This window comes from Catellatospora chokoriensis (assembly GCF_011297315.1).
GTDB lineage: Bacteria > Actinomycetota > Actinomycetes > Mycobacteriales > Micromonosporaceae > Catellatospora > Catellatospora citrea.
Map to the genome: position 1 here is coordinate 19,845 of NZ_JAAOTI010000005.1, position 11,855 is coordinate 31,699.

Below are 11,855 nucleotides of genomic sequence, written 5' to 3' on the forward strand. Positions count from 1 at the left end.
GACCGCGACGGCGTCGGGCGGGGCGGAGTCCGCGGGGTAGCCTGCTGGGCATGATCGCCGACGGGGAGGACCTGATCATGAGCGCGAGTCCGCATCGGATCACGACGCCGGAACAGTTGCGGGCCCTGCTGGGCGAGCCCCACGCGGCCGCCGTCGCCAAGACCCGCACCAGCCTGCACGAGTTCGACCGGGCGTGGCTGGCCGCGTCACCGTTCTGCCTGGTGGCGACCTCGCACGCCGACGGCACCTGCGACGTCTCGCCCAAGGGCGACCCGGCGGGCTTCACGCTGGTGCTCGACGACACCACCATCGCGATCCCGGAGCGGCCGGGCAACCGGCGGGCCGACGGGTTCTTCAACATCCTGGCCAACCCGCACATCGGCCTGCTGTACGTGATCCCGGGACGCACCGACACGCTGCGCATCAACGGCCGGGCGGAGCTGGTGTCGGACGCGCCGTTCTTCGACGACATGGTGGTCAAGGGCCACCGGCCGCAGCTGGCCGTGATCGTGTCGATCGACGAGGTGTTCCACCACTGCTCGAAGTCGTTCCTGCGTTCGGCGCTGTGGAAGCACGAGACGTGGCAGCCGCAGTCGGCGCCGTCGCGGCCGCAGCTCGCGCGGACCTTCGAAGGCTCGCAGAAGTCCATCGAGGAGCTGGAAGCCTACTACGGGCCCGGATACGAGGAGCGGATGTACAGCTGAGGTACGTCCGGCGGGTGATATCGGCCGGGTGAGCAGGCAGGTAGCGTCAGGGCCGATCCCCGAACGGGAGGTGTCGGACATGTCAGGCTTGCCGCTCCACGACTTGCGCCAGGTGCCCGACGAGACGCTCTACCTACGGCTCATCGTGCTGCGCAGGCACTTTCCGACCGACTTCGACGCCGAGGACTACGACTACCGCCGCAACGTGTGGGAGGCGGCCAACCGCGCGGTGCAGGGGGAGATCCGCCGACGGCGGGCCGAGCCGCCGAAGTGGTGGGTCGCCGAACACGGCGAGCCGGCGGAGGTCCGGCAGCGGCGGTTCGGCGCGATCGTCGCCTACCTCGTCGGGGGCGGGCTGGTGGTGCTGCTGTCCGGCATCCCGTACCTCGCCGTGCCGCTGATGGTGACCGTGCTGGCCAGTGGCGCCACCTGGCTGGTGCCGGAGGTGCTGCGCAACCAGCGCCAGCCGTTCCTGCAGCCCATCCCGCGCCCGCGGCTGCCCCGGGACTGAGCCGCGAACCCGGCCCGCCGTCGCTCAGTTGGGCGCGAGGCGGAACGTGTGCACGGTCTGCCAGCGCCGACCGGTCACCAGTTGCAGTTCACCGGTGCCCAGCTCGTACGTCACCGACCAGCGGGTGTTCGACTGGGACACCGCCCGCAGCAGGCCCATCGCGTCCACCTCGGTCACCGTGCCGCCGGAGCGGCCGAGCGAGTCGGTGAGGATGCGGTAGCGCTGGTCATGACGCCGCTCCTGCTCGCCGACGCCGATGAGCGGCACGTTCGTCAGCGCCTGCCACGGGCCGGTGCGGCGCTCGACCTGCTGCCGCCCGGCGCTGAACTCGACCAGCGCCGACGCGCCCGAGGCGTCCGCGAGCAGGTAGTGCAGCGGCGGACCGCCGGTGAAGTCGATGTTGTGCCGGTCGAACACGGCCAGCGCCTCGTCGACCGTGGCCGCTTCGTCCAGGACCAGGCGCAGGATGCGTACGCTGCCCACGGTCGGTTTGGCCGGGTCGGGCGTGGCGGACGCGCCCTCGTCGGCGGCCATGCCCACGGCCAGCCCGCGCTCATTGAGTCCGTCGAACGGCAGCAGCGGCGCGTCGAGCAGGCGGCGGTCGCCCCGCGGGTCGTCGGCTGCGGTCAGTCCCAGGTAGCGCAGGTCGACCAGGGAGATCGAGGCGTACCCGTCCGGTGGGTCGGCCCGCAGCACCAGCGCCGGGTTCGGGTCCCAGTCGAAGTTGCGCCCGAACAGCGGCCGGCCCGGGTCGCCGAAGGCGGAGAACAGCGAGCACCCGAACGGTGTCGCGGCCGTCGGCTGCGGGCCGGGTGCCGAGGTGTCGTAGTCGCCGGTGTAGGTCATCTCGTACAGCGGCAGGTCGTCCACGCGCCGCAGGCTGGCCAGCGTGGCGTCCGCCTCGGCGGCCGACTGCCGCGACGCCGCGCCCGGCGCGGGCGGGGACGACGGTGCGGGCATGCACGAGGCCAGGACGAGCAGCAGCGCGAGCCCGAACCGTCTCATGGCTCGACAATGGCACGGTAGGCGTCGATGGGACAGGGGCCGGATCGGGGATGCCTCACGCGAGGGCGTTGCGGTTGGCGGGGCGCATCGGCAGCCGCCGCCGCGAGCGGCGCGGGCGCAGCACCCGGTCGGCGTGGTGGCGCAGCCCCGTGCGCAGCACCCGGACCGGACGCCGGGCGGAGCCGATGAAGGCCCTGGCGGGCGGGCGCGGGGCGGACAGGACCTGTCCGGCCCGGGCCTTGCGGGTGGCGGCTCGCCGGCGCAGGGCCAGCAGCAGGAGGTATGCCCCGGCCAGTGTGCCGCCGAGCACCACGTCCGTCGCCGTCATGGGTCCCACCCCTCCCGAAGCCACCGTGTGAGCCATGTCCTCACCGCACCAACGACAAACGTGAGCGAGCCGTTATTACTTCCCGTAGTCGCGTAGGTCACGGTTCGGCGAACAGCGCCGCCCGAGTCGCTCCCGGGTTCATCGCGGCCGCCAGGGCAACATGAGTCAGCCGGGGGAGTCGTCGAGGCGGGCGTCGTGGACGAGGATCGCCGCCTGCACCCGGTTGGTCAGGCCGAGCTTGGCCAGTGCCCGGCTCACGTGGGCCTTTACCGTCGCCTCGGCCATGTCGAGCCCGCGGGCGATGTCGGCGTTCGACAGGCCGCGGGCGACCGCGCGCACCACGTCGCGCTCGCGGTCGGTGAGCACCGCGAGGCGGGCTCGGGCCTGGTCGGCCACCGACGGCCCGCGTTCGGCGAAGGAGCTGATCAGGCGGCGGGTGACCGTTGGCGCGAGCATGGCGTTGCCGGCGGCCACGGTGCGCACCGCCTCGGCCAGGTCGCGCGGCGGGGTGTCCTTGAGCAGGAAGCCGACCGCGCCGGCGCGCAGCGCGCCGTGCACGTACTCGTCCTGGTCGAACGTGGTCAGCATGATCACGCGCGGCGGGTCGGGCAGCCGGGCGACCGCGGCCGCGCCGGTCAGCCCGTCGGTGCCCGGCATGCGTACGTCCATCAGCACCACCTCGGGCCGGTGCCGCCGAGCCGCCTCCACCGCCTCGGCGCCGTCACGGGCCTCGGCGACGACGGCGATGTCACCGGCCGCCTCCAGGATCATCCGCAGCCCGGAGCGCACCAGCGCTTCGTCGTCCACGATCAGTACCCGGATCATGCCGCCACCTCGCGGTTCGCCGGCTCCGGCGGGTCGGCGGGGATGCGTGCGCGCACCAGGAAGCCGCCGTCCAGCCGTGGTCGCGCCTGCACCGTGCCACCGGCCAGGGCGACTCGCTCGGTGAGCCCGACCAGGCCGAGCCCGCTGTCCGGCACCGGTGGGGCGGGTGCGGCCGGAGGGGCGTTCTCCACCGCCACAACCAGCCCGTGCAGCTCGTGGCGCAGCGTGACCGTGGTCGGCACGGCTCCTGCGTGCTTGGCCACGTTGGTCAGCGCCTCCTGCACCACCCGGTATGCCGTGCGCTGCGCGGACAGGGGCACGTCCCGCGGCTGCCCCTCGTCGACACGGCGCACCGGCAGCCCGGCCGCGCGGCTGGCGTCCAGCAGCCGGTCCAGGTCGGCGAGCGTCGGCTGCGGCGCGAACTCCGGGGCGGCGCCGTCGGCCAGGTCGGGCGCGCGCAGCATGCCCAGCACCTCGCGCAGCTCCTGCATCGCTTCCCGGCCGGTGGTGCGGATCAGCGCGGCCTCCTCGGCGGTGCGCGGGTCCGCGGTGCTGACCTCCAGCGCCCCGGCGTGCAGCACCATCAGCGCCACCCGGTGCGCGACCACGTCGTGCATCTCCCGGGCGATGCGCCGCCGCTCGTCGGACCGGGCCCGCTCGGCGCGTTCGTGCTGCTCGCGTTCGAGCCGCTCGGCCCGGTCGCGCAGCTGCTCCAGGACCTGGCGGCGGGCGCGCACCCACAGCCCGAAGACGAAAGGCAGCCCGACGGTCATGCCCACCCAGAACAGGGCGGTGAAGGTGCCGCCGACGATGACGCCGCCGGTCATGCCCTCGTAGAGCAGGTCGCTGTGTACCGCGCTCCAGCCGACCGGCAACCCGACGAGAGTGCTCGCGACCAGGAAGTACGGCCAGGCGCGGCCGGGGTCGTGCGGGCGGCCGGGGCGGCCCGCGCCCGCGTAGTAGGCGGCGACGAACACCGCGGCCATCATGGTCAGCGCCAGCCAGGCCGCGAGCGAGAGGACGAACAGCGGCCAGCGCGCCCGGCGGATGAACATGGCGCTGACCCCCGCGGCCAGCATCGCCAGCCCGACCAGCACCCAGGGCGGGTCGGCCTCCACGCCGTCGAAGAGGAAGAGCGGCGGTCGCCACGGCGAGACGAACGACAGGGTCGTCACACCGCAGCCGAGCGCGAACGGGTACAGCCAGTGCGCGAGGCGGCGCAGCCGGCTCGACGGCTGCAGCCACGACGGCAGGCCGGGCACCCGTGCCGCGCTGTGCTCCACGTGCCCACCTCCCGTTCGCCGCCGTGTCGGTGACGAGCTTAGGCAGGTACGCCGCCGCGGCGGCCACTACTTCCGTCGCCGCGTCCTGCAACTTAAGTATCAGGACGTGATCGACTCCTGCCCGAGGGCACGGCCGCCGCCGGGCGGCAGCGTGTCGGGCATGACGAACTTCGACGCCGCGGTGAGCGCGGAAGACCTCACCAAACGGTACGGCTCGGGCGACGCGCAGGTGACCGCGCTGGACGCGGTGACGGTGGCCTTCGGCCGCGGCGAGCTCACCGCGATCATGGGACCGTCCGGGTCCGGCAAGTCCACCCTGATGCACTGCCTGGCGGGCCTGGACACGCCGACCGCAGGACGGGTGTGGCTGGACGGCTCGCGCCACGGCGACGCCGACCGGGTCGAGCTGAGCGGCCTGCGCGACGACGCGCTGACGGCGCTGCGCCGCGACCGGATGGGTTTCGTGTTCCAGGCGTTCAACCTGCTGCCGACGCTGACCGCGTGGGAGAACATCACCCTGCCGCTGGACCTCGCCGGGCGGCGGCCCGACCAGGCCTTCGCCGACACCGTGATCGACGCGGTCGGGCTGCGCGACCGGCTGCACCACCGCCCCGCGCAGCTGTCCGGCGGCCAGCAGCAGCGGGTGGCCTGCGCCCGCGCGCTGATCAGCCGCCCGGACGTGGTCTTCGCCGACGAGCCGACCGGGGCGCTGGACTCGCGGGCGGGCGCGGAGGTGCTCGGCTTCCTGCGCCGCAGCGTGGACGAGCTGGCGCAGACCGTGGTGATGGTCACCCATGACCCGGTCGCGGCGTCGTACGCCGACCGGGTGCTGTTCCTGGCCGACGGGAAGATCGTCGACGAGCTGCGCGAACCCTCCGCCGACCGGGTGCTCGACCGGATCCGCTCGCTGGAGTCCGTCGCGCGCGGCGCCCGCACGGCCGTCGGGGCGGGTGCCTGATGCTGCGGGCGATGCTGCGCGACCTGCGCGCACACCTGGGCCGGGTCGCGATGACGCTGGCCGCGATCGTGCTCGGGGTGGCCTTCGTGGTCGCCACCTGGGTGGTGTCGGACTCCGCCGCGGCCACGGTCAGCAGCGGCTCGTCCCGCACCGACCTGGCGGTGCTGGTGCGGGCCAAGCCGACGGGGCCGACGGAGGCGGAGATCTCCGCCGATGTCCTCGGCAGGCTCGCCCGGCTGCCCGGGGTCACCCGCGCCGAGGGGATACGCGCCGGTTACGCGGCCCTGGTCGGCACCAGCGGCAAGATCGGGACCACGTCCTGGGCGAAGACCGCCGGGACCGACTGGGACGACTCCGAGCGGTTCGCGCTCATCGACGGCCGTGGACCGCAGCGCGCCGGGGAGGTCGCGCTGGAGCAGCAGGCCGCCGCCGAGGCCGGGCTGTCGGTCGGCGACTCCGCGCGGGTGCTGCTCGGCGGCGACCGGTCCGACACCGCGACCGTCGTCGGCGTGTTCGGCTACCGGGGAACCGGCTGGTCGTTCGACCCGGCCGTGGCGTACGACGCGGACACCGCGACCCGGCTGCTGCGCGACCCCGACGCCACGCCGACCGCGGAACCGGGCTTCGCGCAGGTCGAACTGTCCGGGCCCGACGAGCGGGCGGTCGTCGCGGCCGTCGGGGCCGAACTCGGCGCGGGCTACTGGATCGACTCGGGCAGCGAGCTGCGCGAGCAGCAGGCCAAGGACGCGGCCGCCGACGGCGACGTGATCCGCAAGGCGCTGCTGGCGTTCGCGGCGGTGGCGCTGATGGCGGGCGTGTTCGTCATCGGGAACACCTTCACCATGCTGGTCACCCAGCGCACCCGGCAGTTCGCGCTGCTGCGGGCGGTCGGGGCGCGACGGCGGCAGGTGCGCCGGGCCGTGCTGACCGAGGCCGTCGTGCTGGGCCTGGTCGGCTCGACGGTCGGCGTCGCGTTCGGCGTCGGGCTGGGCCTGCTGGCGATGCGGCTGTTACCGGTCGTGGGGGACGTCGCCTACGTGGTGTCGCCGTGGGCGGTGCTGCTCGGGTACGCGGTCGGCGTGGTGGTGACGATGGTCGCCGCGTACGGTTCGGCGCGCCGGGCGGCGCGGGTGTCGCCGATGGCGGCGCTGCGCACCGACGCGGCCGTGCCGCGGCGCTCGCTGGTGCTGCGCAGCGTGCTCGGCCTGCTGGCCGTCGCCGCCGGGGCGGCCATGGTCGCTTTCACCTCGCCCGAGGACCTGACCGAGCCCAAGCGGATGCTGGCCATGGCCGGGGCGGTGCTGGCCTGGGTCGGGGTGCTGCTCACCGCGCCGGTCCTGGTGTCGGCGGTGCTCGGCCCGCTCACCCGGCTGCTGCGCTCGCCGCGCCCGGTCACCCGCATCGCGCTGCGCAACGCGGTACGCGATCCGCGCCGCACCGCGGCCACGTCGTCCGCGCTGATGATCGGGCTGTCGCTGGTGTGCGCGTTCGCGACCGTCGGGCAGACGCTCAGCGCCGACATCACCGAGCAGGTGAGATCGGCGGTGCCCGAGAACGCGGTGGTGCTGCGCGCCGCGGCGTTCGGCTACCTCGACGACACGGCCCGCGCCGCCGCGACCGCGGCACCCGGGGTGACCGCGCTGGCCGCGCCGCGTTCCGGCGGCGTGGAGGTGATCTCGGCGCGGGGCGCGTCGCAGGACACCGATTTCACCAGCCTCGACCCGGCCGCAGTCGGCTCGGCGATCCATCCCAAGATCGTTTCGGGCGGCTCCGACCTGCGCCGCGGGGTGCTGCTGGCCGAGCGGGTCGCCACGGCGCTGGGCGTGCGGCCCGGGGACCAGGTCCGGCTCCGGTTCCCGGTCATCGGGGAAGCGGGGCAGGCCGCGCCGGTCGAGGTGCCGGCGACCGTCGCCGGCGTGCACGAGGGCAGCGACCTGCTGCGCGGGCAGCTGGTCGACGACGCGCTCGTGCCCGCGGGCGTGTACCGGCAGGGCGACTCCATGTACGCCGTCGGCCCGGACGCCTCGGCCCTGCGGGGCGCGCTGGAGAAGGCGTTCGCGTCCCGGCCCGACGTGCTGGTGCAGAACCGGGAACAGCTGCTCGACGACCTGCTGGAGCCGTACCAGCTGGTGTTGGGTCTGGTCTACGTGCTGCTCGGCGCGGCCGTGGTGATCGCGGTGTTCGGGGTCGTCAACACGCTGGCGCTGTCGGTGCTGGAGCGGACCCGCGAGCTGGGCGTGTTCCGGGCGCTGGGCGCGTCGCGGGCGCTGGTGCGCCGCACGGTGCGCCGGGAGAGCGTGGTGATCTCGCTGTACGGCGGCGTGCTCGGCATCGGGGTGGGCGTGCTGCTGGGCGGGGTGATGCAGTACGTCATCCTGGCCAACCCGGTGTTCGGCATGTCGGTGCCGTGGCTGACCGCCGTGGTGGCGCTGGCCGGGATGGGCCTGGTCGGGGTGCTGGCCGCGCTGTGGCCGGCCCGCCGCGCCGCCCGCGCCGACATCCTGGCGGCGATCGCCACGGAATGACCACACCCGCGGGCCGGTGACCGCCCGGCCCCGCTTCTCATAGACGCTGGCCTATCTCGTCGACTTCGATCTCCGAATAGTCGATGAGATAGGCCAGCGTCTATGGTGAGGCGTGGCGTGACCGGGGCCACGCTTGCCTTGACACCGGCGGCAACGTTTAGCGTTGGCGAGGACAGGGAGGAGGGCCCGGATGCGCATCGGCGAGCTGGCGGAACGCGCCGGCACCAGCACCCGCACGCTGCGGTACTACGAGGAGCACGGCCTGATCCGGTCGCGGCGCGCGGCCAACGGATACCGTGCGTTCGACGAGGCCGAACTGCGGGTCGTGCACGAGATCCGGTCCCTGCTCGCGGTCGGGTTCGACCTAGACGACATCCGTCCGTTCGTGGCGTGCCTGCGGGCCGGGCACGCGACCGGCGACGTGTGTCCCGACTCGGTCGCCGTGCTGCGGCGCAAGCTCGCCGAGGTCGACGCATGCCGCGACCGGCTCGACGCCGTCCGCGACCAGCTCCACCACCAGCTCACCGAAGCCATCGCCCACCGGGAGAGAACATGCCTGAGAAGAACGGCCCCCTAGTCGAGGTCACCGACGCCACGTTCGTCGACGTCGTGCTGAAGTCGGAGCGGCCCGTGGTGGTCGACTTCTGGGCGGAGTGGTGCGCGCCCTGCAAGGTGCTGGAGCGCTCGCTGAACGAGCTGTCCGAGGAGTTCGGCGACCGGCTGGTCATCGCGAAGCTCGACGCCGACGCGAACCCGGAGACGGCGCGGGCGTACAAGGTGATGTCGATGCCGACGCTGATCGTGTTCCGCGGCGGCGAGGTCGTCGCCAGCGCGGTCGGCAACCGCCCGAAGATGGCCCTGCGCCAGTTCCTGGAGACCGGCATCGCGGGCTGAGCCGGCTCAGGCCGCGGCGGCCTTCGCCGCCGCGGCCCGTTCCGCACCGGACGGACGGCGTGCTTTGACATGATCGGTTGATGGGCCAGGCGTACGCCGTCACCGCGGAGTTCTACGACCTGCTGCAGGCCACCGAATATCTCGCGGTCACCGGGCGGCTGCTGGACCGGTGGCTCGGCCGCCCCGAGGTGGGCGTGCTGGACGTGGGGGCGGGCACCGGCCTGGCCACGAACCTGCTGGCCCGGCGCTGCGCGGTGACGGTGCACGCGGTCGAGCCCGCCGCGAGCATGCGGGCCGTGCTGCTGAGCCGCCTCGCCGGGCAGACCGAGGTGCTCCCCCGGGTCCGCGTGTACGCGCGCACCATCCAGGATCTGGGCCTGGTCGGCGTGGCCGACTTCGGCTGGTGCCTGAACACCATGGCCGGGCTCGACCTGTCCGACCGGGCCGCGGCGCTGCGCGCGCTCGCGGCCGCGCTCGTGCCCGGCGGCCGGCTGGTGGTGCAGCGCCCGCCGAGCCGCGCCGTCGCACAGCGCCGCGACCTGCCGTCGTGGCGGCTCGGCGGCGACCTCTACGGCGGTGAGGTGACCACCACGCCGGTCGGCGCGGACCGGGTCCGGTGGCGGTTCGACTACCGGATCAGCCGCGACGGCGCGCTGGTACGCGCGGAGACCGAGGTCTTCGACGGCCACCTCGCCACGGAGTCCGGATTCGACGCCGAGCTGGCGTCGGCCGGGTTCACCGTGATCGGCGCGGACGTCCCGGACATCGTCGTCGCTTCGCGCTGACCGCGGGCAGCGAGGGTGGTGGATGGCGGCGGCTATCGTGAGCCGATGCCGGACGAAGAGGTGACAGTGCCCGTGCGGCCTGCGCGTCGGCTGCGGCCGGTCGCCCTGGTGGTAGCGGTGCTGATATTGCTCGTGGCGTGGGGCGGCTGGCGGCTGGGCGCACCCGACCTGGTGCAGAACGGCGCGGCGGGGGACGGCTACGGCTGGGACCCGGTGCGCGTCAGCTTCAGCGTTACCAATGACGGCCTCACGAACGTGACCCTCGTCGGAGTCGGCCGCAGCGGGCCGGGTTTCGAGCTGCAGCGGGCCGACGGGATTCCGGTGCTGCTGCCGCCGGGCGAATCCGGGCGGATCACCCTGGTATACCGGGTCACCGACTGCGGGCGGGTGCCGACCGGAGCCTGGCCGGTGCCGGTGGTGGCGGTGACCTGGCGCGGCGAGTCCACCGTGTACCTCGACCAGCCCCGCCAGCAGCGCCGCGACGACCTGCCGGAGCCGCAGGGCCCGGACGTCGAGTGGCAGGAGGGCCTGGCCGCGAAGAACTGCGCTCTGACCGGCCGGTCCTGAGCGAAGCCGCCGAGGCGGACCGCGCTTTCGGTAGCGTTGTCGTTCATGGAGGACAACGGGGTGACGATCCGCCCGGCCGGCGCGGAGGCCGTCGACGCGCTGGAGCCGCTGTGGCTGTCGCTGCACCGCCACCACCGCGAGGTCGCGCCGGATCTGGTCATGTACCCCGACGAGCGGTCCTGGCAGCTGCGCCGGGACCTGTACCGGCAGTGGATCACCGAGCCGGGCTCGTTCGTGCTGCTGGCCGAGGACGGCGCGGAGCTGGTGGGCTACGCGTTCGTGCACGTGTTCGCGGGCCCGGACGACACCTGGGTGTCCGGCGACCGGATCGCCGAACTGGAGTCGCTGTCCGTGGCGGCGAGCCACCGCGGCCGGGGCGTCGGCACCCTCCTGCTCGACGCCGTCGACGACCGGCTCGACGCGCTGGACATCGGTGACCTCTACATCGGCACGCTGGCGGCCAACGTCGGCGCGCAGCGGGTGTACGAGAAGCGCGGCCTGCGCCCACTGATGATCAAATATGCCCGGCTGGCCGCCTCGCCGCCCCGCGACTGAGCCAGGCGGAGCCACCGGCCGCGAATTGGCCGTGGGGGAGCGCCGCCCCGGTGCGTACGGTCGACCCGTGGAGATCTTGCGATACACGGCGTTCAGCGCCGACCCGGCCGGCGGCAACCCCGCTGGCGTCGTGCTCGACGCGAGCGCGCTCGACGACGCGGCCATGCTGGCCGTCGCCGCGGACGTCGGCTACTCCGAGACGGCGTTCCTCATGCCGCGCGGCGGCGACCGGTTCCAGGTGCGCTACTTCAGCCCGCGAGCCGAGGTGGACTTCTGCGGGCACGCCACCATCGCGGCCGCGGCGGCGTACGCCGAGCGGCACGGCGCCGGCCCGCTGACCTTCGAGACGAAGGCGGGCACCGTCGAGGTGCTCACCCGCCTGGCCGCCGACGGCACCGCCACGGCCACGCTGACCAGCGTCGCTCCGCGTACCGCGCCACTCGCCGAGCCCGATCTCGCCGCGCTGCTGGACGTGCTGGGCTGGTCCGCCGCCGAGTTGGATCCGGCGCTGCCGCCCCGGCTCGCGTACGCCGGAGTCTGGCACCCGGTCCTCGCCGCCGCGACCCGGCAGCGGCTGTCCGGCCTGGACTACGACATGGACGTGCTCGGGGCGCTCATGGCGCGGCGCGGTTGGACCACCGTCGACCTGGTGTGGCGCGAGTCGGCGGACGTGTTCCACGCCCGCAACCCGTTCCCGCCGGGCGGTGTGGTCGATGACCCGGCGACCGGCGCGGCGGCTGCGGCACTCGGCGGCTACCTGCGCGAGCTGGGTCTGGTGACGCCGCCCGCCACGGTCACCATCCACCAGGGCGAGGACATGGGCCGCCCCAGCGTGCTCACCGTCCAGATCGGCCCCGACCCGGGCAGCGGCATCGCGGTCACCGGCGCGGCTGTCACGATGTAGCCGCCGCGACA

14 protein-coding genes are annotated in these 11,855 nt (G+C 74.0%); 10 read left to right on the forward strand and 4 right to left on the reverse strand.

Translation table 11 applies throughout. The features are described from left to right. The first annotated feature begins 50 nt into the window (after positions 1-50). Positions 51-704, forward strand: coding sequence for a pyridoxamine 5'-phosphate oxidase family protein (locus HAV39_RS09400; protein ID WP_342355573.1), 654 nt, complete (start codon positions 51-53; stop codon positions 702-704). 79 nt (positions 705-783) lie between these two features. Continuing rightward, a complete protein-coding gene (locus HAV39_RS09405) occupies positions 784-1,215 on the forward strand; it encodes a hypothetical protein (protein ID WP_191838780.1) in 432 nt (143 codons plus the stop codon). A gap of 24 nt (positions 1,216-1,239) precedes the next feature. Here HAV39_RS09405 and HAV39_RS09410 read toward each other — a convergent pair whose 3' ends face one another. The 4 genes from HAV39_RS09410 to HAV39_RS09425 form a co-directional block, all read right to left on the reverse strand. Next, positions 1,240-2,220 carry a carcinine hydrolase/isopenicillin-N N-acyltransferase family protein gene (locus HAV39_RS09410; RefSeq protein WP_191838781.1) on the reverse strand — a complete coding sequence of 327 codons (981 nt, stop codon included), beginning with the start codon at positions 2,218-2,220 and terminating at the stop codon, positions 1,240-1,242. Between the two features lie 55 nt (positions 2,221-2,275). Continuing rightward, positions 2,276-2,548: a hypothetical protein gene (locus HAV39_RS09415; RefSeq protein ID WP_191838782.1), complete on the reverse strand. Its 273-nt coding sequence runs from the start codon at positions 2,546-2,548 to the stop codon at positions 2,276-2,278. A 165-nt stretch (positions 2,549-2,713) separates the two neighbouring features. After that, on the reverse strand, positions 2,714-3,373 hold the full coding sequence (locus HAV39_RS09420) for a response regulator (protein ID WP_191838783.1): 660 nt from the start codon (positions 3,371-3,373) through the stop codon (positions 2,714-2,716). Further along, complete coding sequence (locus tag HAV39_RS09425; RefSeq protein ID WP_203736648.1) at positions 3,370-4,656, reverse strand: sensor histidine kinase; 1,287 nt, start codon at positions 4,654-4,656, stop codon at positions 3,370-3,372. Before HAV39_RS09425 ends, HAV39_RS09420 begins: the two co-directional genes overlap by 4 nt. A gap of 160 nt (positions 4,657-4,816) precedes the next feature. Between HAV39_RS09425 and HAV39_RS09430 the strand changes: the two genes are divergently transcribed. The 8 genes from HAV39_RS09430 (at position 4,817) to HAV39_RS09465 (ending at position 11,844) form a co-directional block, all read left to right on the forward strand. After that, the gene (locus HAV39_RS09430; protein ID WP_120321227.1) at positions 4,817-5,614 is read left to right on the forward strand and encodes an ABC transporter ATP-binding protein; all 798 of its coding nucleotides are present in this window, start codon (positions 4,817-4,819) and stop codon (positions 5,612-5,614) included. Then, entirely contained in the window at positions 5,614-8,139 is a 2,526-nt protein-coding gene (locus HAV39_RS09435; protein WP_191838784.1) for an ABC transporter permease, read from the forward strand. Before HAV39_RS09430 ends, HAV39_RS09435 begins: the two co-directional genes overlap by 1 nt. Before the next feature lie 190 nt (positions 8,140-8,329). Continuing rightward, a complete protein-coding gene (locus HAV39_RS09440) occupies positions 8,330-8,716 on the forward strand; it encodes a MerR family transcriptional regulator (RefSeq protein WP_191838785.1) in 387 nt (128 codons plus the stop codon). Further along, positions 8,692-9,033, forward strand: a complete 342-nt coding sequence (trxA, locus tag HAV39_RS09445; RefSeq protein WP_120315264.1) for a thioredoxin — start codon at positions 8,692-8,694, stop codon at positions 9,031-9,033. The genes HAV39_RS09440 and trxA overlap by 25 nt, the downstream gene beginning before the upstream one ends. Positions 9,034-9,113: 80 nt before the next feature. After that, positions 9,114-9,818: a class I SAM-dependent methyltransferase gene (locus HAV39_RS09450; RefSeq protein WP_191838786.1), complete on the forward strand. Its 705-nt coding sequence runs from the start codon at positions 9,114-9,116 to the stop codon at positions 9,816-9,818. 45 nt (positions 9,819-9,863) lie between these two features. Beyond that, the gene (locus HAV39_RS09455; protein ID WP_191838787.1) at positions 9,864-10,385 is read left to right on the forward strand and encodes a hypothetical protein; all 522 of its coding nucleotides are present in this window, start codon (positions 9,864-9,866) and stop codon (positions 10,383-10,385) included. Between the two features lie 45 nt (positions 10,386-10,430). Further along, positions 10,431-10,940, forward strand: coding sequence for a GNAT family N-acetyltransferase (locus HAV39_RS09460; protein WP_191838788.1), 510 nt, complete (start codon positions 10,431-10,433; stop codon positions 10,938-10,940). 67 nt (positions 10,941-11,007) lie between these two features. Then, entirely contained in the window at positions 11,008-11,844 is an 837-nt protein-coding gene (locus tag HAV39_RS09465; RefSeq protein WP_191838789.1) for a PhzF family phenazine biosynthesis protein, read from the forward strand. The last annotated feature ends 11 nt before the right edge of the window (positions 11,845-11,855 follow it).

Excerpts from the sequence above, each read along its gene's own strand:
- HAV39_RS09400 (WP_342355573.1), top strand. The coding sequence starts at position 51 with ATGATCGCCGACGGGGAGGACCTGATCATGAGCGCGAGTCCGCATCGG.
- HAV39_RS09405 (WP_191838780.1), top strand. The coding sequence starts at position 784 with ATGTCAGGCTTGCCGCTCCACGACTTGCGCCAGGTGCCCGACGAGACG.
- HAV39_RS09410 (WP_191838781.1), bottom strand. The coding sequence starts at position 2,220 with ATGAGACGGTTCGGGCTCGCGCTGCTGCTCGTCCTGGCCTCGTGCATG.
- HAV39_RS09415 (WP_191838782.1), bottom strand. The coding sequence starts at position 2,548 with ATGACGGCGACGGACGTGGTGCTCGGCGGCACACTGGCCGGGGCATAC.
- HAV39_RS09420 (WP_191838783.1), bottom strand. The coding sequence starts at position 3,373 with ATGATCCGGGTACTGATCGTGGACGACGAAGCGCTGGTGCGCTCCGGG.
- HAV39_RS09430 (WP_120321227.1), top strand. The coding sequence starts at position 4,817 with ATGACGAACTTCGACGCCGCGGTGAGCGCGGAAGACCTCACCAAACGG.
- HAV39_RS09435 (WP_191838784.1), top strand. The coding sequence starts at position 5,614 with ATGCTGCGGGCGATGCTGCGCGACCTGCGCGCACACCTGGGCCGGGTC.
- HAV39_RS09440 (WP_191838785.1), top strand. The coding sequence starts at position 8,330 with ATGCGCATCGGCGAGCTGGCGGAACGCGCCGGCACCAGCACCCGCACG.
- trxA (WP_120315264.1), top strand. The coding sequence starts at position 8,692 with ATGCCTGAGAAGAACGGCCCCCTAGTCGAGGTCACCGACGCCACGTTC.
- HAV39_RS09450 (WP_191838786.1), top strand. The coding sequence starts at position 9,114 with ATGGGCCAGGCGTACGCCGTCACCGCGGAGTTCTACGACCTGCTGCAG.
- HAV39_RS09455 (WP_191838787.1), top strand. The coding sequence starts at position 9,864 with ATGCCGGACGAAGAGGTGACAGTGCCCGTGCGGCCTGCGCGTCGGCTG.
- HAV39_RS09460 (WP_191838788.1), top strand. The coding sequence starts at position 10,431 with ATGGAGGACAACGGGGTGACGATCCGCCCGGCCGGCGCGGAGGCCGTC.